The 20,462-nt window shown below is 71.8% G+C and carries 20 protein-coding genes; 1 reads left to right on the top strand and 19 read right to left on the bottom strand.

Features of this window, described 5'->3' with window-relative positions:
• Positions 1-839: 839 nt before the first annotated feature.
• The 4 genes from QP119_RS06405 to QP119_RS06420 all read right to left on the bottom strand — a co-directional run bounded on the left by QP119_RS06405 (position 840) and on the right by QP119_RS06420 (position 3,360).
• Positions 840-1,973, bottom strand: a complete 1,134-nt coding sequence (locus QP119_RS06405; protein WP_284774594.1) for a DNA glycosylase AlkZ-like family protein — start codon at positions 1,971-1,973, stop codon at positions 840-842.
• A 176-nt stretch (positions 1,974-2,149) separates the two neighbouring features.
• On the bottom strand, positions 2,150-2,311 hold the full coding sequence (locus QP119_RS06410; RefSeq protein ID WP_284774595.1) for a hypothetical protein: 162 nt from the start codon (positions 2,309-2,311) through the stop codon (positions 2,150-2,152).
• The gene (locus QP119_RS06415; protein ID WP_284774596.1) at positions 2,311-3,003 is read right to left on the bottom strand and encodes a YceI family protein; all 693 of its coding nucleotides are present in this window, start codon (positions 3,001-3,003) and stop codon (positions 2,311-2,313) included. The genes QP119_RS06410 and QP119_RS06415 overlap by 1 nt, the downstream gene beginning before the upstream one ends.
• 3 nt (positions 3,004-3,006) lie before the next feature.
• Entirely contained in the window at positions 3,007-3,360 is a 354-nt protein-coding gene (locus QP119_RS06420; protein WP_075663840.1) for a hypothetical protein, read from the bottom strand.
• A 95-nt stretch (positions 3,361-3,455) separates the two neighbouring features.
• Here QP119_RS06420 and QP119_RS06425 point away from each other — a divergent pair, with 95 nt between their 5' ends.
• Entirely contained in the window at positions 3,456-3,833 is a 378-nt protein-coding gene (locus QP119_RS06425) for an RNA polymerase-binding protein RbpA (RefSeq protein WP_284774597.1), read from the top strand.
• Between the two features lie 109 nt (positions 3,834-3,942).
• On the opposite strand, the gene QP119_RS06430 is transcribed toward QP119_RS06425, so the two are convergent.
• The 15 genes from QP119_RS06430 to QP119_RS06500 all read right to left on the bottom strand — a co-directional run bounded on the left by QP119_RS06430 (position 3,943) and on the right by QP119_RS06500 (position 20,460).
• Entirely contained in the window at positions 3,943-4,755 is an 813-nt protein-coding gene (locus QP119_RS06430; protein WP_284774599.1) for a polyprenol monophosphomannose synthase, read from the bottom strand.
• Positions 4,742-6,256 (bottom strand): apolipoprotein N-acyltransferase, encoded by a 1,515-nt coding sequence (gene lnt / locus QP119_RS06435; protein WP_284774601.1) that lies wholly within the window; start codon positions 6,254-6,256, stop codon positions 4,742-4,744. The genes QP119_RS06430 and lnt overlap by 14 nt, the downstream gene beginning before the upstream one ends.
• A complete protein-coding gene (locus QP119_RS06440) occupies positions 6,253-6,783 on the bottom strand; it encodes an FxsA family protein (RefSeq protein WP_284774603.1) in 531 nt (176 codons plus the stop codon). The genes lnt and QP119_RS06440 overlap by 4 nt, the downstream gene beginning before the upstream one ends.
• Before the next feature lie 22 nt (positions 6,784-6,805).
• Positions 6,806-7,528, bottom strand: coding sequence for a precorrin-6A/cobalt-precorrin-6A reductase (locus QP119_RS06445; protein WP_284774605.1), 723 nt, complete (start codon positions 7,526-7,528; stop codon positions 6,806-6,808).
• Between the two features lie 8 nt (positions 7,529-7,536).
• The gene (locus tag QP119_RS06450) at positions 7,537-8,661 is read right to left on the bottom strand and encodes a M24 family metallopeptidase (protein ID WP_284774607.1); all 1,125 of its coding nucleotides are present in this window, start codon (positions 8,659-8,661) and stop codon (positions 7,537-7,539) included.
• 20 nt (positions 8,662-8,681) lie between these two features.
• Complete coding sequence (locus tag QP119_RS06455; protein WP_284774609.1) at positions 8,682-11,456, bottom strand: DEAD/DEAH box helicase; 2,775 nt, start codon at positions 11,454-11,456, stop codon at positions 8,682-8,684.
• 24 nt (positions 11,457-11,480) lie between these two features.
• Entirely contained in the window at positions 11,481-12,440 is a 960-nt protein-coding gene (gene tatC / locus QP119_RS06460) for a twin-arginine translocase subunit TatC (protein WP_284774611.1), read from the bottom strand.
• 3 nt (positions 12,441-12,443) lie between these two features.
• On the bottom strand, positions 12,444-12,731 hold the full coding sequence (gene tatA, locus QP119_RS06465) for a Sec-independent protein translocase subunit TatA (RefSeq protein ID WP_284774613.1): 288 nt from the start codon (positions 12,729-12,731) through the stop codon (positions 12,444-12,446).
• An 82-nt stretch (positions 12,732-12,813) separates the two neighbouring features.
• The gene (locus QP119_RS06470; protein ID WP_284774615.1) at positions 12,814-13,764 is read right to left on the bottom strand and encodes a helix-turn-helix transcriptional regulator; all 951 of its coding nucleotides are present in this window, start codon (positions 13,762-13,764) and stop codon (positions 12,814-12,816) included.
• Complete coding sequence (locus QP119_RS06475) at positions 13,761-14,759, bottom strand: helix-turn-helix transcriptional regulator (RefSeq protein ID WP_284774618.1); 999 nt, start codon at positions 14,757-14,759, stop codon at positions 13,761-13,763. Before QP119_RS06475 ends, QP119_RS06470 begins: the two co-directional genes overlap by 4 nt.
• Positions 14,756-16,162, bottom strand: coding sequence for a Pup--protein ligase (gene pafA, locus QP119_RS06480; protein ID WP_284774620.1), 1,407 nt, complete (start codon positions 16,160-16,162; stop codon positions 14,756-14,758). Before pafA ends, QP119_RS06475 begins: the two co-directional genes overlap by 4 nt.
• Positions 16,163-16,166: 4 nt before the next feature.
• Entirely contained in the window at positions 16,167-16,361 is a 195-nt protein-coding gene (locus QP119_RS06485; RefSeq protein ID WP_284774623.1) for a ubiquitin-like protein Pup, read from the bottom strand.
• Positions 16,362-16,434: 73 nt separating this feature from the next.
• Complete coding sequence (dop, locus tag QP119_RS06490; RefSeq protein ID WP_284774624.1) at positions 16,435-17,961, bottom strand: depupylase/deamidase Dop; 1,527 nt, start codon at positions 17,959-17,961, stop codon at positions 16,435-16,437.
• 15 nt (positions 17,962-17,976) lie between these two features.
• Positions 17,977-19,602, bottom strand: a complete 1,626-nt coding sequence (gene arc / locus QP119_RS06495; RefSeq protein ID WP_284774626.1) for a proteasome ATPase — start codon at positions 19,600-19,602, stop codon at positions 17,977-17,979.
• 21 nt (positions 19,603-19,623) lie between these two features.
• On the bottom strand, positions 19,624-20,460 hold the full coding sequence (locus QP119_RS06500; protein ID WP_284774628.1) for a tRNA (adenine-N1)-methyltransferase: 837 nt from the start codon (positions 20,458-20,460) through the stop codon (positions 19,624-19,626).
• Positions 20,461-20,462 lie beyond the last annotated feature (2 nt).

Raw genomic sequence — 20,462 nt, forward strand, 5'->3', positions numbered from 1 at the left:
TCTTGGCGGTGACACGTTGGCGCCTGGTGGTCGCCTGGCGGATGATCCTGCGGCGGGCCTGGCGCCGGCCGAGCTTCCTTCTCATGCGGGTGTTCGATGGTGTGTGGTGGCCTTTGGGTCGTCCCCGGTGGTGTCGCATGGTCCTTTCTACCCCCTGATTATGTGGTGTGTACTGGCACTTTGTGGTGCCTTGTGTGTTCGGGTTTCAGTGTAGCGCAGGGGTGGGACATGGGTAGCCTGTGTGTTCGAACGTGGGCTGTGAATTTTGGGTGAGCAGGTCTCGGGTGGGGCTTGCAGTGGATCACTGCGACCCGGGATCGGGTCGGCCGGCCCCTCGGGACTACCGGGGTTTGCAGTGAGTTACTGCATCGCCGTCTCAAGGTCGCCATCGGAGGGACCGGATGGGGGTCGCAGTAAGTCACCGCATCGCTTCATCACGCCCCTCTGAGACTGGCTTATCCGGCCCTGCAGTAGGTCACTGCACCGTCACCTAGCAGGCCACGACTGAGCGAGCTTGCAGTTGGTCACTGCATGTCCATATCCGAGACCGTCCGGAGAGCTGCATTAGGTTACTGCGACGCTGAGGGGGACCGGTCGCCGAGCGGCCGGCCTGGTTCCCCGCGGCTAGAAGGGCCGGCAGTAGATCACTGCACCCCTCCCTTTGACTCCCCCGCCACCGCATGACCGATGGGTCGCTCCCCTGCAAGCCAGGATCGACCACAAATGGAGGCCACCCACCGTGATGCGTCGACCAGGAAGTAGCGCCAACCCTCGCCTGGGGCTCGTTGAGCGCCGTAGCCGACCAACGCCACACCAGGCCAAAAGCCGAGCGCAGTAGATCACTGCGCCTCGAAGACGACCCCGGACAGATCAACACCCCGCGCCCCGGCAATCAGATTTGCCTCGCGCTCACAGGCTTCCTCCAACGCTTTAAGCGAGACCTGACCCGCGTCCTGCCCCACAGCCTTCCCCGCGGAGCTCCCAGGGCTCCCGGGACTCCCGGCACTCCCGGACCGCCCGCAACCATCCGAACCGAACCAGAACACCCTCACCATGAGCCGTCCCGACCTGGTCCGCGGCCGCCAGACACCGACCACTCGGCCGGCGACGACCACCGCGCCCGGGGCACCGACCGGACGCCAGATCGCCTTGTGGTGCTCCTCCCCCGCGATCGTCGCCCGGTCCCGTGCCTGCAGATAGGGATCCGAGGGCGGCAGCAGGCGCAGCGTCGCCCCAAGCTCAGCAGCCTCGGCCTCCGCCGGATCCGGCGCCGACACGAGAGCGGAGAGATCCGACTCGAGCGCGTAGACCCGCCGGCCGCCGTAGCGCACTGACACGAGCTCGTCGGTGAGTGCCGACCACCCCTCCGCGTCCTTCGAACCCACCCCGAGCCACGCCGCGAAGTCGCCGCGGTTGGCGGGCGCGTAGACGTGCAGGAAACGCCGCGCCAACTCGGCGCGGGCGGCCGCACCACCGGCGGCAGCGCCGCCGTCCCCGCCACCCGCACCATTGACGCCGAGGCCGACGAACGGGACGTCGTCAATCAACTCGTTGAGCAGCGCAAACGGTGCCTTATCCACCTTGCGGGGCGCGAAGGCGAGCTCGCCGCGCAGGCAGCACAGGCGCAGCAGGAAGTGGACGACGGCCTCGCCGACGGGCCAGCCGGCCGCGTGCGGGCCCTCCGCGCGCCACACGCACAGCGCCTCAGAGCTGAGCGACGGTTCGACGGCGGCGGCGAGCTGACGGCCGAGCTCGTCGATGGCGAGGCGCCGCCCGGAGAGCACCCCCGGCAGCTGCGCGGAGACGAGCTCGCGGGCCTCGTCGACCGAGAGCCCGAGCGCGGAGAGATGCGGCCGACGCCGCGGATCAGGCGCAGCCGGCCCTCGGGCGTGGGCGGCAGCGCGCCGAGGGTGTAGACGGGCAGGCCAGCGGCGTCGAAGACGAACGGCGCGCCCCGCATCGCCCAGGAGCACACGGGCCGGGCATTGACCACACCGCGCACCGCCGCCGCCTGCGCGGCGGACGAGGGTGGGCTGTCCTGGAACGCGCCGACGCCGCAATCAGCGGACCGAGGCAGCAGCCCCTGCGCACGCAGGCGATGGCCCAGCACCTGGGCCCGCTCCACGCGCACGGACACCTCGCCGAGCCCCTACCGTGCCCGGTACGCCGTGTAGAGCTGCCAGCCGGTCAGCGCGGCGAGGAGCACGCAGAGCAGAGAGAGCCAGGCGACCTCGGTGGTGGTCAGCCAGATGCCGAAGGCGATCACGATGGCCAGGCGAACCCACAGCCAGGGGATCATGCGCGGCAGCATCAGGGCTGCCTCAGGGTCAGGCGGATGTTGATCTCGCCCTGCTCGTCGATGGTGGCGGCGACGAAGTCGGGGGTCTCGACCTCGTAGTCGAGGCGGTTGACCGGGATCGTCGAGGAGACGACCACGCGGTCGCGGTCGCGCAGCACCTTGAACGGCGCGGTGACCCCGCGGGTCACCCCGTGGATGGTCAGCTCGCCGGTGAGCTCGACCTCGCCGGCGGTGCCGTCGTCGGGCACGCCCGAGAGGTCCACGGGCTCGGTGACCCGGAACTCGGAGGTCGGGAACTTGTCCGTCTCGAAGATCTTGTTGCGGACGTTGATGTCGCGGCGCTCGTTGTCGGACTCGATGGTGTTCATGTCGACGGTGACGGTGCCGTCGACGAGCTTCCGGTCCTCGACGCGCACCCCGCCGGTGATCTGCTGGGTGGACCCGGAAGTCACGCGGCGGTCGCCGGGCAGGAGCTCCGGGAAGGTGAAGCCGACGGAGGTGGCGTTGTCGCCGCGGTTGCGCACGACCTCCCAGTCGCCGTCGAGGCTGACCTCGGCGGGCTTGGCGTACTCGTCGGTCAGGCCCTCGGTCTTGACCCCGGGGCCGGTGAAGGCGGATATGACCGCGGGCGCCACGCCGGCGACGGCGATCAGCACGATCGCCACGACGAAGGCGGTGATCACGAACTTCCGGTTCTTCAGCATCGACTACCTCAGCTTCTCGACTCTCCTGGCCAGAGCCACCAGCTCCGAGCACAACCCCTCGAGCTCCGCGGCCCCGGCACCCTCGCCGGCGGCCGTGGCGACGTCCTCCGCGGCGCAGCGGACCTCGAACAGGCCGTCGCGCAGCTGCTCCGCCCGCTCCGGGGTGATCACCACGGCGTCGGCCGGGATGGGTCGTCCGGAGAGGTTGTGCCGCTGCTCGTAGGCGCGCTGGCGGCAGGTGGCGCTGCAGTACTTGCGGGGCCGCCCCCGGCCGCTGCTCTCGATCGCCTTACCGCACCACTGGCACGTCGTGGGACGACGGCGCCGGTTGTCCGGTGTGGCGGGGGTGTCTGGCACGCACACAGTCTAGCCCACCCGGGAACAAACCAGACCCGTGGGGCGTTATACTTGAGCGTCTGGAATAAGGGATCGAGTAAAGGACTGATGCGAATATGGCCGACCGCGTGCTCCGTGGCAGCCGCATGGGTGCCGTCTCCTACGAGACTGACCGCGACCACGACCTGGCTCCGCGCCAGATGGTGAAGTACCGCACCGACTCCGGTGAGATCTTCGAGGTCCCCTTCGCCGAAGACGCGGAGATCCCCGAGTCCTGGCTGTGCAAGAACGGCCAGATGGGCACCCTCGTCGAGGGCGAGGGCGTCGAGTCCAAGCCCGCCAAGCCGCCGCGCACCCACTGGGACATGCTGCGCGAGCGTCGTTCCATCGAGGAGCTCGACGAGCTGCTCGAGGAGCGCATCGAGCACCTGCGCAAGCGCCGCCGCTCCGCCGCGCGACTCAAGGCGCAGAAGGACAAGGAGGAGGGCAAGTAGCCCTCGATTACTCCTCAACCCGGAAAGACCCCGTGGAACTCCCACGGGGTCTTTCTTAATTGCCGACGTCGCGCTGCGCGGCGTCGGCAATTGACGGTGCGCGTGCGCGCTAGAAGTTGCGCAGGTTGCGCGCCTTGCGGCGGCGTTCGCTGATGGCGTGGCCGCCGAGCTTGGCCATCTCGGAGACCAGGTCGCGCAGCTGCTGGCCGCGGTGCTTGAGGCCCCACTTGGTCACGACGGCGAGGCTGTCGCCGACGAAGCTGCCCGAGAGCTTGGACTCGCCGATCTCGCGCTCGGTGAAGGTGATCGGCACCTCGCGGACGTCGAAGCCGGCCTCGACGGCCAGCCAGGCGAGGTGGACCTGGAAGATGTAGCCGGCCGCGGAGAGCTGGTCGAGGTCTAGCTGCTCGAGGACCTCGCGGCGGAAGGCGCGGTAGCCGGCGGTGGTGTCCGTCAGGCCGGTGCCCAGCGCCAGCGAGATGTACATGTTGCCGCCGCGGGAGAGGATCCAGCGCTTCTTGGGCCAGTTGACCACCTTGCCGCCCTCGACGTAGCGGGAGCCGATGACGAGGTCGGCGCCCTCGGCGATCTGCTCGAGGAGCAGGTGCAGCTGCTCCGGGGCGTGCGAGCCGTCGGCGTCCATCTCGCAGAGGACCTGGTAGTCGCGCTCCAGGCCCCACTCGAAGCCGGCGAGGTAGGCGCCGAGCAGGCCGCCCTTGCCCTCCCGGTGCAGGACGTGGATGTGGTCGTCGGCCGCGGCCAGCTCGTCGGCCTTCTCGCCGGTGCCGTCGGGGCTGTTGTCGTCGACGACGAGCACGTGCACCTCGGGCTCGGCGGTGCGCAGCCGCGAGGTGATGAGGGGCAGGTTGCCCAGCTCGTTGTAGGTCGGGATGATGACCAGGGTGCTGTCACTTGGTGCCACGACGGTGGGTTCTCCTTCTGACGGTGAACAGTGCGAGGGCCGCGAGGGCACCGCCCATCATAACCGCCGTCCACTCGAAGGCCCTCCCCCACCTGGCCGCCGGGGTCAGCCCGCGCTTGAGCGGCAGGTCGGCGACGAGGTGGTCGTGGTCGAAGATGGCGGTCTGCCCGGTGACGGTGCCGTCGGGGGTCACGATGGCAGAGACCCCCGAGGTCGCGGCCACGACGACGCCCCGGTCGAGCTCGATGGCGCGCATCCGCGACATGGCCAGCTGCTGGTAGGTCATGTCCGTGAAGCCGAAGGTGGCGTTGTTCGTCGGTGTGACGAGGATCTCGGCGCCGGCGTGCACGGCGTCGCGGTAGGCGGCGTCGACGATGACCTCGTAGCAGGTGGCCACGCCGACGTTGACGCCGCGCATGTGGACGGTTCCGTCGCCGTCGCCGGGCTTGAAGTCGCCGGCCTGGTCGACGTAGTCGGAGAAGAGCCGGAAGAAGTCGCGCATCGGCATCGTCTCACCGAAGGGCTGCAGGTACTTCTTGTCGTGGCGGTCGCCGACGCCGTGCGGGTCGAAGACGACCATCGTGTTGCGGGCGCCGACCTCGTCGCGGGTGAGCGTGCCCACCAGGACCGGGGCGTCGACGGCGGCGACGGCGGACTCGGTCATGGCGCGCGCGCTCGAGTCGAGGAAGGGGTTGACGTCGGAGGCGTTCTCGGGCCAGATGACGATGTCCGGGTCGACGTCCTCGGCGGCGAGGCGCTCGGTCTCGCGGACGTGGTTGGCCAGCACGGCGCGGCGCTGGGCGTTGAAGTCGAGCCCCATGCGCGGCACGTTGCCCTGGATCGCCGCCATGCGGGTCTGGCCGATGCGGGTGTCCTCCGGGTCGAGCCGGGTGCCGGCGCCCAGGCCGGCCGCGAGCACCACGACGACGCAGACCGCGCCGGCGAGGCTGAGGCGGCGCCGGAAGGCGGAGAGGACGAGGGCCGTCAGCGCGGCGCCGGCGGCGCAAACGGCGAGGGTGACCAGGGCGGGACCGCCGTAGCGGGCCAGGGCGGCCAGGGGCCCGGCGATCTGGCCCCAGGCCAGGCGCACCCAGGCGAAGCCGCCGAAGGGGAAGGTCGACTGGCAGAACTCGATGAACAGGTAGACCAGCGGCGCGGCGGCCAGGCCGAAGCGCCACCGGAGCACCGCGGTGAGCGCGACGGAGCCGAGCGCGATGTAGCAGGCCAGCACAATGGCGAGGGCGACGTACGGCAGCGCGCCGACGAACTCTCCGATCCACGGCAGAAGGCCGAGGTAGTTCCCGAGTCCGAAGGCCAGGCCGATGAGCGCGCCGAAGCCGAGGCCCGGGCGGTCCGCGCCCCACGGCGAGAGCGCGAGGAAGAAGAGGCCTACGCCGAGAATTGCCGCCCACCACCAGCCGGTGGGCTCATAGGAGGCGTAGACGGCGACGCCGCCGACGATCGCGATGAGCAGGCGCAGGCCGCGCAGGTACCGGTTCACCGGCCGTCCGTGCCCTTGTTGTCGCCCCCGTTGTCGCCGCCGTCGCTGCCGTCGAAGTCGTCGGGCTCCTGGCGGAACTGGGCGATCTCGTCCTCGTCGATGACCTCGTGGTCGTTGAAGGAGCCGTAGCTGGTGCGCGGGCCAAAGTGTGCGGTGGCCTCGAAGGTGCGCGCGCCCATGTCCTCGAGGAAGGTGCGCAGGCGCCGGGCCAGCCCGCGGCGGATGAGCTCGCGGGTGGGCCCGAAGATGAGCAGCAGGCCGAGGAAGGTGGTCACGAAGCCAGGGGCGGCGACGAGCACCGCCCCGGCGGCGGTCAGCCCGATCCCGCCGGCGGCCTTGCCGGGGCGTTCCCGGTTGCCGGCCGCACGGGTGGCGATGGTGCGCATCTCGAGGCCCGCCAGGCCGAGGCCCAGGAAGAAGAAGGCGAAGAGCAGCAGCAGCGCCCAGCCCCCGCCGAGCCAGGAGGCCACGGCCCAGAAGGCCAGGCCCTCGATCACGAGGTACGGGATGACGATCAGATAAGGCATGTCGCCCACCCTACCGGCGGGTTCACAGTGCCCGCACCACGTCCTCGGGTGAGTCGAAGACGGTCACGGCGGGCAGCACGTCGGGCCGGGCGACGGCGACGACGGGCACGCCGAGCGACTCCGCGGCGGCCAGGGTGACCTGGTGGGCGGCCTCGCCGGTGTCGGGCAGGACGACGGCATCGACCTGGTTGTCGCGCAGCACGGCGCGCTCTTCCCCCTTCTGGCCCTGGTCCCGGACGGAGCCTGCGACGTCCGGGACATCCGGGACGTCCCGGTGGCGCGGGGGCCAGGCCTCGGCCTGGGCGGGCGCGCGGCGCAGGACGTAGAGGTTGTCGGCGTCGTCGGCGAAGGCCGTCGGGTCGAGCACCCCGTCCGCGCAGTCGAGGAGCACGTGGTGCGCGTGGCGGGTGACCCAGGCCGCGGCGGCCTTGGCGTCGGGGAGGTTCACGACGCCGGACAGTGCGGGCGGAGCGTAGGCGACCATGGTCACCCCGGTGGCGCGGGCCGCCTCCGCGGTGTCTGCGTGCAGCTCCGCGTCGAAGGGCGCGGCGGCGTCGACGATCACCTCGATGCGGCCCTCGGTGATGGTGCGTGCCAGCCCGGCGGCGCCGCCGTGGTAGCCGGTGAGCACCCGGCCGTAGGCGACGGTCACGGAGGCCGGCACCACGGTGGTCACCTCCCAGCCGCCGCGGAAGAGGCCGGCGGCCAGGCGGCCGACCCCCTCGGCGCCGCCGACGACGAGCACGCGGGTCCTCACCGCAGCTCCCGGGGACCCTCGTTCAGGCGCTCGCAGCCGTCCTCGGTGACGACCACGATGTCCTCGATGCGGGCGCCGAAGCGGCCGCGCAGGTAGATGCCGGGCTCGACGGAGAACGCCATGCCGGGCTCGAGGACGAGGTCGTTGCCGGCCATGATGAACGGCTCCTCGTGGGTGGACAGCCCGATGCCGTGGCCGGTGCGGTGGAAGTACGCCTCGCCGTAACCGGCCTCGGTGATGCGGGAGCGCGCGACGTCGTCAATCGACGCGGCGGTCACGCCGGGTCGCACGGCCGCGACGGCGGCCTCCTGCGCCTCGGCGAGCACGGCGTACATGGACCGGGCCTCCTCCGGCAGCGTGGCCGGGTCACCGCCGACGACGTAGGTGCGCGTGCAGTCCGAGTGGTAGCCGACACCGTAGGTGCCTCCGATGTCGACGACGACGATGTCCCCGTCCTCGAGGACGCGGTCGGAGAAGTCGTGGTGCGGGTTGGCGCCGTTGGGGCCGGAGCCGACGATGACGAAGTCGACGACGCCGTGGCGCTCGAGGATCAGCTTGTCGATGTCCGCGGCGACCTCGGCCTCGGTGCGGCCCGCGCGCAGCAGCTCCGGGACCTTCGCGTGCACGGCGTCGATGGCCCGGCCGGCGGCGCGCAGCTGCTCGATCTCGGCGGCGTCCTTGCGGGTGAACAGCTCGGCCAGCGCCAGGGCGGCGACCTTGGTCTCGCGCGGGGCGAAGAGCTCCTGCAGCGCCAGCACGTGGCGGGTGGTCAGGCTGTCGCCGAGTCCGACGGCGCCGTCGGCGTCGCCCTCGAGAACGGGCGCGGCGGCCAGGGCGTGGGCGTCCTCGCCGTCGGCCCAGCCGAGCACCTCGACGTCCAGCTCGGAGACCGCGGAGTCGGCCAGCGAGTGCAGGTCGGTCTCGGGGGCGATCAGTCGGCTCTTCGTCGGGGTGACCGTCAGCGCGGTCAGGCGCTCGTGCGAGGAGGTCCAGGAGCCGGTGAGGTAGGCCAGCTCCGGGCCGGGGCCGATGACGATGCCGGCCAGGCCGCGCTCGCGCAGGAGCCCCTGCGCGCGCCCGAGCCGGTCGGCGTAGACGGAGGCGTCGAAAAGTTCAGACATGCTCCCTATGGTAGGTCCGCTCAGTTGCCGAGGGCGACCACGCCCCGCCGGATCGCGTCGACCGCACGGCGGGCGTTGCGGCGGACCTCGTCGGAGTAGCCGGTGGCCGCGACCTGCTCGAGCAGGTCGACCACGCGGCGGGCCCAGCGCACGAAGTCTCCCGGGGTCAGCTCGGCGCCGCACTCGGCGGCGGCCTGGATGGCGTAGCCGAGCGGCGCGCCTGCGGTCCACTGGTGCATGGCCAGGGCGAAGCCGGGCTCGGGCTCGCGGGTCACGGGCAGGCGGTGGCGGCGCTCGTCGGAGGCGAGCTCGGCGTAGATGCGCTCGGTGGCGTTCATCGCGTCGGCCATGTCGTCGGTGGGCGCGGCGGCCTCCCCGGAGGTCTCGCGGCGGTTCTCGAAGACACAGGTCGAGACCGTGCCGGCCAGCTCGGCGGGGTCGAGCCCGTCCCAGATGCCGCGGCGCAGGCACTGGGCCACGAGCAGGTCGGCCTCGTTGTGGATGCGGGCCAGCCGCTCCCCCTCGTCGGTGACGTGCGGGGTGCCGGACTCGTCGAACTCGACGTAGGAGTACTCGGCGAGCAGGTCGAGGATGCGGGTGAAGGCCCGGGCCAGGGTGTCGGTCGCGCCGTCGACGGCGGCGGCCAGCGACCGGGCCTCGCGGCGGCGCCGGATGAGCTTCTCGCCGGTGCGCGCCAGGGACTCGCGGTCGGAGCCGGGCCAGTCGTGCACGGGGTGGTTGTGCACCGCCTCTCGCAGGGCGGTGACCTTCGCGGTGGGGCGCACGCGCGGGCGGGTGCGCATGTGCTTGGGCCGGCCGAAGCTGTGGCGGTGGAACTGGTCGCGCACGTACTTGGCGTGGCGGCGCGGGTTGTGCTGCACACCCTTGGGCAGCTTCATGCGGCCGAGGACGACGGGCGGGTTGGCGAAGGCGCCGGCCTCGATGCGGCCGGCCCAGCCCGTCTCGGAGATGACCTGCGGGCGCGGGTCGAGGGTCTGGTTGGCGGGGTTGACCACCACGGCGAGCACCGGGCGGCGCTTGGCGGGCATGGCGATGACCTCGCCGCGCTGCAGGCGGGCCAGCAGGGTCAGCGTCTCCTTCTCGCGCTCGGCGTAGGCGTTGCGGTGCGCGGCCTTCTCCTCGTCGCTCAGTTCGCGCCGCAGCTCGAGGTAGTCCAGGAGGTCCTCGAGCGGGTCGTCGCTCGGCGGGGCGAGGGCCGCGACCTCGGCGGCGAGCTGCTCCTCGAGCTCGGTGACCCGGGCGCGGGCCCGGTCGAGCTTGCGGGCGTCGCCGACGACGGCGCGGTCGGCCTGGAACTGGGCGAAGGAGCTCTCGAGCACGTCGAGCGAGGTGGCGTAGCCGAGGGTGCCCAGCAGGTTGACGGCCATGTTGAAACCGGGGGCGAAGGTGGAGACCAGCGGGTAGGTGCGCGTGGAGGCCAGGCCCGCCACCGCGTGCGGGTCGACGGCCGGGGCCCAATGGACCACGGCGTTGCCCACGGTGTCGATGCCGCGGCGACCGGCGCGGCCGGTCAGCTGCGTGTACTCGGCCGGGGTGAGCTCAGCGTGGGTCTCGCCGTTGTACTTGACCAGCTTCTCGAGCACGACGGTGCGCGCGGGCATGTTGATGCCGAGCGCGAGGGTCTCGGTGGCGAAGACGGCGCGCACCAGGCCGCGCTGGAAGAGGTCCTCGACGATCAGCCGGAAGGCCGGCAGCATGCCCGCGTGGTGGGCGGCGAAGCCGCGGGTGAGCGCGGCGCGCCACTGGCGGAAGCCGAGGACCTTCAGGTCCTCCTCGGGGATGCCGGCCACCCCGGCGTCGACGATCTCGCCGATCCGGTCGGCGTCGTCCTGGTCGGTGAGCACGAGCCGGGAGCGCAGGCACTGGTGCAGGGCGCCGTCGCAGCCGGCGCGCGAGAAGATGAACGTGATCGCGGGCAGCATGCCCTGGTCGCGCAGCGCGGCGATGACGTCGGGGCGGCTCGGCGGGCGCCAGGAGCGCTCGCGGGTGGGCCGCTCCCGGCCGGGGCGGCGCCCCGTGGAACGGGAACGGAAACCGCCACGGCGTTCATGCGGGGCGTCGTCAGTCGAACGGCGCTCGGCGCGGTCGATGGCGCGCTGCAGGGCCCTGGAGACCCCTCCCCCGGTGCCCTCGGCGGCGACGGGGCCGGGCTCGAAGAGCGGCAGGACGGCGCGGCCGACGAGCATCCACTGGTCCAGCGGGACCGGGCGGTGGTCGGTGACCACGACCTCGGTGTCGCCGCGGACGGTGGCCAGCCACTCGCCGAACTCCTCGGAGTTGGAGACGGTGGCGGACAGCCCGATGATGTGGACGTCCTCGTCGAGGTTGAGGATGACCTCCTCCCACACCGCGCCGCGGGAGGCGTCGGCCAGGTAGTGGATCTCGTCCATGACCACGTGGCTGAGCCGGTCGAGCTGCGGGGAGTGCGCGTAGATCATGTTGCGCAGCACCTCGGCGGTCATCACGACCACGTCGGCGGTGCCGTTGATCGAGCGGTCGCCGGTCAAAAGCCCCACGCGGTCCTCGCCGTAGGTGGCGCACAGGTCGTTGAACTTCTGGTTGCTCAGCGCCTTGATCGGCGTGGTGTAGAAGCACTTGGTGCCCTGGGCGAGGGCGAGGTCGACGGCGAACTCACCGACGACGGTCTTGCCCGCGCCGGTGGGCGCGCAGACGAGGACGCCGTGGCCGGCCTCCACCGCGCGGCAGCCGCGCAGCTGGAAGTCGTCGAGGTCGAAGTCGAGGCCGGCGGTGAAACGGTCGAGATGGGAGCCCATGGTCCCCCAGGCTAGTGGGCGGGCCTAGAGGACGTCCGAGTAGTCCGTCCCGTCGAGGCGGCGGGAGGCGTGGACGGGGGCCGCGGGGGCGACCGGGGCGGGCGCGGCGACGGCCCCGGAGGACTCGTCGTCGTCGAGGTCCATCCACTCCGGGCGCTCACGGCCGCGGCGCTTGTCGTTGATGCGGCAGAACTGCAGCGAGAGCTCGACCAGGACGTTCAGCGCGATCGCCATGGCGACCATGGAGAACGGGTCCTGGCCCGGGGTCATGAAGGCGGCGAAGATGAACAGGCCGACGGCGATGTAGCGGCGCTTGTCCTTCAGCGCGTCGTAGGAGAGCAGGCCGACGATGTTCAGCGCGGCGATGAGCAGCGGGACCTCGAAGCTGACGCCGAAGACGATGAGCAGGGCCAGCAGGAAGTTGAAGTAGTCCTGGCCGGTCAGCGCGGCGAACTGCGCCTCGTCGCCCATGCCCATGAGGAACTCGAGCCCGTAGGAGAGCACGAAGTAGGCCAGCACGGCGCCGGCGCAGAAGAGCAGCACGGCGATGGTCACGAAGGTGAAGGTGGTGCGCTTCTCCGTCTTGTGCAGGCCCGGGGTGATGAAGGCCCAGACCTGGTAGAGCCAGACCGGGCTGGCGAGCACGAGGCCCACGATCGCGCCGACCTTCAGGCGCAGCAGGAACATCTCGAAGGGCCGGGTGGCCAGCAGGCGGCACTCCTCGTCGGGCCCGAAGGTGATGCGCATGTGCACGGGCAGCTCGCAGTAGGGCCCGCGCATGAGCTCGCCCAGGGTGGGCAGCCCGAAGGCGGAGTTCTGGTACCAGACGAAGCCGACGACCGTGGTCGCGGCGACGGCCAGCAGGCAGATGATCAGGCGGCGGCGCAGCTCCTTGAGGTGCTCGATGATCGTCATCGTGCCGTCGGGGTTGGCCCGACGCTTCGCCCCCGGCAGGTGCAGCCGGCGCTTGCGCTCCGCGGTCATGGACTAGGCGCGCTCCTCGCCCTGGGTGCGGCGCTCGGCGGCACCGGGGGCGTAGTCGTTCGCGTCGACCTCGGCGCGCCCGGAGCCCGAGGTGATCTCGCCCTGGGCGGGTTTGGCGTCCTTGCCCTTGGCGGCGGGGTCGTCGTCGTTGCCCATCTCCTTCATCTCGGACTTGAAGATGCGCATGGAACGGCCGACCGACCGTGCGGCGTCGGGCAGCTTCTTCGCCCCGAAGAGGATCACGATGACCAGCAGGATGATCAGGATTTCCGGCCAACCCAGGTTCGGCATCAGGGACTACTCCTTGCTTCGCGCTGCCGGCGCCCTCTTTCGGGCGCCTCGGGATACTCGCCCCAGGCTATCAGTCGGGGCGTCACTGACGGTCATCATACGCCGCGAGCGCGGCGGCCCGGCGTGCCACGAGGAAGTCGACGAGCTCCGGCGGGCCGGTCACGCGCAGGCGGTCGCCGTGCGAGAGCACGAAGCGTGCGAGCCACTCCCGCGAGCCGGCGTTGAGGCGCCCGGGGATCCACCCGTCGGCCGGTTCGCCGAGCTCGAGGGGAACGGTATCGGCGAGCCAGGCCATCGACTCGCGTAGCTCGAGCTCGGCGGTGCAGCCGGGCCCGAAGTCGAAGGGCGCGTCGGCGTCGAGGGCGGCGGCGCCCGATTCGGCGGCCTCGTCGGTGACCTCGAGGTCGTCCATGCGGTCCAGCCGGAAGGTGCGCTCCTCTCCCCCGTCGAGCGCACGCAGGTAGGTGTGGCCCTCGTGGCTGAAGAGGTGGGCGGGGCTGACGGTGCGCCGCCGGGAGGTGTCCGAGGACAGCGAGGCGTAGGTGAAGGCGACCTTGCGGCGGGCGGCGACGGCCTCGCGCAGGTCGCGCAGCAGCCCGTCGGCGTCGGCGCCGGTGCCCTGCGGGGTGGCGTCGGCGACCCCGCGCGCGCTGCGGCCGGTGTGGGCACGTAGCTTCGCGGCCGCCGAGCGCACGGCCTTTGAGTCGGCGATGCCGGGCACGTTCTCGAGGGACTCCAGCGACATCAGCAGCGCCACGGCCTCCGAGGGGGTCAGGCGCAGGGCCTTGTCCAGGCCCTGGTCGTTGAGGATCTCGACGCGCCGGTAGTCCTTGCGCATGTCCACCAGGTCGTCCGGGAACATGCCGGGGCGCCCGCAGCAGAAGAGCCGGTCGAGGTCGGCCATGAGCTCCTTGGGCTCGCGGCCGAGGTCGCGCGCGGCCTCGAAGATGCTGCGGCCGGGGTGCGCGGAGAAGTACGGCAGCAGGTTCAGCGCGCGCACCAGGTCGGTGCGGCGGTCTCCGGTGGTGCTCATCGGTGCTCCTCTCCCCCGTTACGCAAGAGATTGACGACGTCGCGCCGGGCGTCCGTGGGCGCGAGCAGCACGGCGTCGGCGCCGAAGCCGGCGACGGTGCGCACGAGCCAGTCGCGGTCCACGCCGGCGAAGTGGGCGGTGCCGTCGGCGTCGACCTGCGCCGCGGTGCGGCGCAGCTCCTGGCAGCGGCCCTCGGCCAGGCGCACGGTGGCGTCGACGGTGGTGCGCCCGCGGGCGAGCGCCTCGGCGACGAGCTGCTGCAGGTCGCGGCCCTCGTCGGGGTGGGCGATCGGCGCGCCGGTCAGCTCGACCGCGCTGACGCGCAGCAGGCGGAAGGTGCGCGGTTCGTCGCGGTCGAGGTCGTGGCCGGCGAGGTAGATCCGGTCGGCGTGGTTGACCAGGCCCCAGGGGTCCATACGGCGCCGCTGGGCGGCGGTGGCGCGGTCGCGCCGGTAGTCGAACGTGACCGAGGTGCCCGTGCCGACGGCCTTGAGCACGGCGCCCACGGTGCTGTTGGGCACCCGGGCCAGGTCGTTGGCGGCGGTGAAGACGGTGCCGGCGGCGTCGGAGAGGTCGCGGTCGAGCCCGGCGGCGGCGAGCTTGGTCCACCCGGAGCGGGCGAAGACACCGAGCTCGGAGGTGCCGCCGAGGTCGCCGGCCAGGCCGAGGACGGCGGCCTCGTCGGGGGTGAAGCTGATGGGCGGCAGCTCGTAGCGCTCGCGCACGAGCCGGTAGCCCTCGCCGTCGCCGTCGCGGCTGACCTCGACGGGCACGCCGACGCGGCGCAGCTCGTCGATGTCGCGGGCCAGGCGCTTGCGCCCGGTGTTGGCCTCGCGGGGCGACTCGTTAGCGGGGTCGCCGTAGCCGGCGACGTGGGCGCGCAGCCACCCGGAGTCCAGATAGGCGCCGCCGTGGTTGTCGGCGTCGATCAGCGCGAAGACGAGGTTGAGGCGGCGCTCTAGGCCGACGTCGCGCTTGGGCGCCCGGCTGCTCATCGCGGGCCCCCGGCCAGTTCCACCATGTGCTCGAGGCCCTCCGGGTGGGGCTCGAAGGGGTCGGAGAGCTCGAGGGTCTCCGGCTCGGGGCGGGTGACCTTGAGGCGCTGCCAGTCGCAGGTGACCTGGGTGCCGGCCGCACGGGCGGCGGCGAGAAACTCCCCGCGGGCCCGCGCCCGGGTGGTCTGAGGGGCGGTGTCGACGGCGGCCGCGATGGCGGCCTCGTCGACCCAGTGCTCGACGAGGCCGCGCGCGGCGAGCAGGGCGTAGAGCCCGCGGCCGGGGCGGATGTCGTGGTAGGCCAGGTCCACCTGGGCGAGCTTGGGGTGTGCCCAGTCGCCGCCGAGGCGGTCGCGGTAGCGCTCGAGGAGGTTGCGCTTGATCACCCAGTCGACCTCACGGCCGACCCGGTCGAGTTCGCCGGAGTCGACGGCGTCCAGGGCGCGCTCCCACAGCTCGACCACACGGGTCATCTCGGCCGTCGAGGTGCCCGAGCCGGTCTCCGGGCGCTCGGCGAGCCAGGCGCGGGCGGCGGTACAGCAGACGCGCTGGATCTCGAGGGCGCAGGTGGTCGAGCCGTCGGCGCACTCGAGCTCGGCGCGGCCGGTGACGTCGCGGGCGACGACGCGGCCCTGGGCCACGGGATGCTTAAGCTCGACGGTGGGCAGGCCGGCGCCGGCCTCGGCGAGCTCGAGCATGAGCAGCATGGAGCCGACCTTGAGCGCGGTGGTCGGCTCGGCCATGTTCGAGTCGCCGACGATGACGTGCATGCGGCGGAAGCGGTGCGAGTCGGCGTGCGGCTCGTCGCGGGTGTTGATCACCGGGCGCGAGCGGGTGGTCGCCGAAGACACGCTCTCCCAGACCTGGTCGGCGCGCTGCGAGAGCAGGAAATCGGCCGGGCGGTCGCCGCGCGGGCGGGTGACCAGGCCGGCGCCGCAGACGAGCTGGCGGGTGACCAGGAAGGGCATCAGGTCGCGGCCGAGCGTCTTGAGCACGGCGGAGCGGCCGACGAGGTAGTTCTCGTGGCAGCCGTAGGAGTTGCCCAGCGAGTCGACGTTGTTCTTGAACAGGTAGACCTGCGCGTCGATGCCGTCGGCGGCCACGGCCTGCTCGGCGCGCACCGCGAGCTCGTCGACGACGCGGTCGCCGGCGACGTGGTGGGCCACCAGCTGGCTCAGCCCGTCGCACTCGGCGGTGGCGTACTCCGGGTGCGCCCCGACGTCGAGGTAGAGGCGCGCGCCGTTGGGGATGAAGACGTTGGAGCTCGAGTACTCGGCGACCACCGGGCGGAACAGGTAGCGGGAGATCTCGTCGGGGCCGAGGGCGCGGTGCCCGTCGGCCACGGCGGTGATGCCGTACTCGGTCTCCAGGCCCATGATGCGGCGGGTGAAGACCTCCCCCATCGGCCTACTGCCCGCCCTTCTGGACGTAGGCGTTGACGAACTCCTCGGCGTTGGTCTCAAGCAGGCTGTCGATCTCGTCGAGGAGATCGTCGGTGCCCTGGGTGTTGACCTGCACCTGGCCCGCGGCGGAATCGAGGCCGGACTCCTCGGAGTCGTCCCGGCCGCCGCCCGGCTGGATCTGGGTGTTCTTCTGTGTCACGTGTGACCTCCAGACTCTGGTTCTGATTGCCGTCCACTGTAGCGACGGCGGGTTGAGGGTGCCCTCACTGTCCTCACTGATCGGCGACGCGCTCGACGGGCAGGCCCGCGGCCTCGAGTGCGGCCACGAGGGCCTCCGCGTCGGCGGCCGATTCGACCGCCGCGCCGAGCTCGGCCTCCGTGGCCCCGTCGGTGGCGGGGATGCCCACGCGGGCCAGGCCGGCGGGCACGCGCAGGGTCAGCGACTGCCAGCTGGCGGCGGCGACGTCCTCGGCGAAGCGGGAGACGACGGTGCCGCGCAGCCAGGCGCGCGAGTCGGCCGGCGGGGTGTCCGCGGCGCGCTCGATCTCCTCGGGCGTGACGAGCGTGCGCATCCGGCCGGCGCGCACGAGCGCGTGGTAGAGGCCCTTGGCCGGGTCGATGTCGGTGTACTGCAGGTCGATCAACTTCAGCTTCGCGTCGTCGACCGGCACGGCGCGCTCCATGTAGGAGGAGATCAGCTGCCACTTCGTCGGCCAGTCGAGGATGCCGGCCGCCGCGAGCGGCCCCTGGGCGAGCAGCCCGCAGACCTCGTCCCACGCGGCGAGCACGCGCTCGTCCTCGGCGTCGGTGGCCTGGACGCGCTCGCGGTAGATCGCGAGGATCTCGAGGGCGGTCAGCTCGCGGCCGTCGGCGAGGGTCAGCCGGTGGCTCAGCGTCAGGTCGCGGGAGACGGCCTTGAGCTCGGCGACGGGGTCGGCGAGCTTGAGGTCGGAGAAGTCGACCCCGGCCTCCACGGCGTCGATGACCAGGGCGGTCATGCCGAGCTTGAGCAGGTTGGCGGTCTGCGACATGTTCGCGTCGCCGATGATGACGTGCAGGCGCCCGTAGGAGTCCGGGTCCGCGTGTGGCTCGTCGCGGGTGTTGATGATGCCGCGGTTGAGGGTCGTCTCCAGCGAGATCGGCTGGCAGAAGTAGTCGGCGCGCTGGGAGATCTGGAAGCCGTCCTCCTCGCCCTTCTCGCCGCGGCCCATGCGCCCGGCGCCGACGACGACCTGGCGGGTGACGAAGAACGGGATGAGGCTCGCGGCCAGCACGCCGAAGTCGGTCTCGCGGGAGTACTGGTAGTTCTCGTGGGAGCCGTAGGACGCACCCTTGCCGTCGACGTTGTTCTTGTAGATCTTCACCGGCGGGCACGGCTCGTGGTTCTTGAGCACGGAGACGTCCTGGCGGGCCAGCTCCGCGATGTCCGCGGCGGCCCGGTTGAGGATGACGTCGCCGGCGGCGTCGTAGACCATCGCCTGGAACGCCGAGCTGCACTCCGGGGCGGAGTACTCGGGGTGGGCGTGGTCGACGTAGTAGCGCGCGCCGTTGTCGAGGACGACGTTGGCCACGCCGAGCGCGTCGGAGTTGACCACCGGCACGGTGCGGTAGCGGCGCAGGTCGAAGCCGCGGGCGTCGCGCAGCGGCGACTCGTCCTGGAAGTCCCAGCGGAAGCGCGCGCCGGTCTCCACCGCCGCGTAGGCGACGACGACGTGTGTGGAGGTGACGATCGGCGAGAGCTCCGGCCGGCTCGGGGTGGCGATGCCGTACTCGGTCTCGGTGCCCAGGAAACGTGACATGGGCCCGATCCTAGTTCAGCCGAGCGTGCGCACCTCGACGACGCGGCGGCCCTTCTCGCCGGTGATCCGGCTCCACTCGTCCGGGTTCGAGGTGTTGGGCAGGTCCTCGCTCTCGTGCTCCTCGGCGGCGACCGACAACCGCAGGTGCTGCGCACTCACGCCCGCCGACGCGGCGTCGTCAAGCGCCCCGCCGGCGGCGATGAGGTCCTTGATCGCCAGCTTCTTCGCACGGTCGACGATGTTGGCGATCATCGCGCCGGAGACGAAGTCGTGGTAGCACAGCTGGCGCGTCGAGCCGTCGGAGTACTCCAGCTCGACGTAGGGCCGCGGGGTGAACAGGGCCTCGACGGCGGCGTCGATGAGCTCCTCGGCGGGCGCGGCCATCGGCACGTTGCCGCCGAGGTAGCGGGCGAAGATGTCGCGGGCCTGCTCGGGTCCGGGGCGCTCGACGCGGATCTTGACGTCGAGGCGGCCGGGGCGCAGGAGCGCGGGGTCGATGAGCTCCTCGCGGTTGGTCGCGCCGATGACGATGACGTTGCTCAGGCCCTCCACACCGTCGAGCTCGGCGAGCAGCTGCGGCACCACGGTGGTCTCCACGTCCGAGCTGCGGCCCGAGCCGCGGGTGCGGAAGAGGGACTCCATCTCGTCGAAGAAGATGATCACCGGGCGGCCGGCGCCGGCGAGCTCCCGGGCGCGCTCGAAGATCACGCGGATCTGGCGCTCGGTCTCGCCGACGTACTTGTTGAGCAGCTCCGGGCCCTTGACGTTGAGGAAGTAGGACTGCGTGTCCTCGCCGGCGCGCCGGGCCAGCGAGTTGGCCACGGCCTTGGCGATGAGCGTCTTGCCGCAGCCGGGCGGGCCGTAGAGCAGGACGCCCTTCGGCGGGCGCAGGTCGTAGGCGCGGTAGAGCTCGGGGTGGGCGAAGGGTAGCTCAACGGCGTCGTGGATCTGCTCGATCTGCTCGTCGAGGCCGCCGATGTCGGCGTAGGTGACGTCCGGGACCTCCTCGAGGGAGAGCCGGGCGACGTCGGCCTTCGGGATGACCTCGAAGGCGCAGCCGGAGCGGCGGTCGAAGAGCACCGAGTCGCCGGCGCGCGGGGTGCGCGTGCCGGTCTCGATCAGCCGCCCGGCCAGCGTGACGACGCGCTGCTCGCCGGTGCTGTCGGCGACGATGGCGCGCTCGCGGCCGAGCAGCTCGACCAGGGTGCCCAGCTCGCCGGTCTCCGAGAAGCCCGCGGCCTCGATGAGCTGGTGGTTCTGGCCGAGGCGCACACGGATGCCCGGGCGCAGGTCCGCCTGGCAGACCAACGGCGACATGGGCACGCGCAGCCGGCGGCCCGAGGTGACGATCTCGGCGGACTGGCCGTCGTCCGAGCGCTCCAGGAAGATGCCGTAGGTCGACGGCGGCTCGGCCATCGCCTCGATCTGCTGGTAGAGGTTGGCCAGCTTGTCGCGCGAGCTCTTGAGCATCTCGGCGAGCTTGGCGTTGCGCGCGCCGAGGTAGCGGTTGGTGCGGTTGAGCTCCGCGGTCTCGTCGCGCAGCTTCTGCAGCTCGTTGGCGCCCGCGCGCTCGCGCTCCTTTGCGGCGGCGGTGGCGGCCTCACGGCGGCGGTGCTGGTCGAAGGACTCCGGCGAATTCATGGGACCCAGACTAGCTCCGCGTCACCGCCGGGCGCGGCGCTGCGGGTGCGGCGGGGTGACCCCGTCGGCCAGGCGGCGCGCCCAGACCAGGAAGGCGGTGTGGGCGTTCATGCGGTGCTCCGGACGGGTGGCCTTGCCCTCGACGCGCCACTCGCGCAGCAGGGTCTCCCAGGCGCGCGGCTCGGCGAAGCTGCCCGTCTCGCGGATGCCCTCCATCGTGTTCATCAGCTGCGGCACGGTGGTCACGTAGGTCATCAGCACCCCGCCGGGGATGAGCAGGTCGCGCACGGTGCCCAGGAAGTGCCAGGGCTCGACCATGTCGAGCACCACGCGGTCGACCTGCCCGCCGGTGTCCTCGACGGTGACCTCGCCGAGGTCGCCGAGGTGCGGGTGCCAGTTGGCGGGCTCGCCGCCGAAGTAGGCGGCGACGTTCTCGCGGGCGAAGCCGAGGTGGTCCTCGCGGATCTCCCAGGAGTGCACCTCGCCGGACTCCCCCACCGCGCGCAGCAGCGCGATGGTCAGCGCCCCGGAGCCGGCTCCGGCCTCGAGGACGCGCGCCCCCGGGAAGATATCGCCCTCGACGAGGATCTGGGCGGTGTCCTTCGGGTAGACCACGGCCGCGCCGCGCGGCATGGACAGCACGTGGTCGACGTAGAGGTGGCGGAAGCAGAGGTACTCGCTGCCCAGCTGGGAGCGCACCACCGAGCCCTCGTCGAGGCCGATGATGTCGTCGTGGTGGATCTCGCCCTTGTGGGTGAAGAACACCCCGCCCTTTTCGAGGACGATGGTGTGGTGCCGACGCTTCGGGTCGGTCAGCTGGACGCGGTCGCCCGGCTGGAAGGGGCCGGAGTAGGCCATGG

Origin of the sequence: Corynebacterium frankenforstense (assembly GCF_030211955.1) — a bacterium.
In the GTDB taxonomy this organism is placed as follows: domain Bacteria; phylum Actinomycetota; class Actinomycetes; order Mycobacteriales; family Mycobacteriaceae; genus Corynebacterium; species Corynebacterium frankenforstense_A.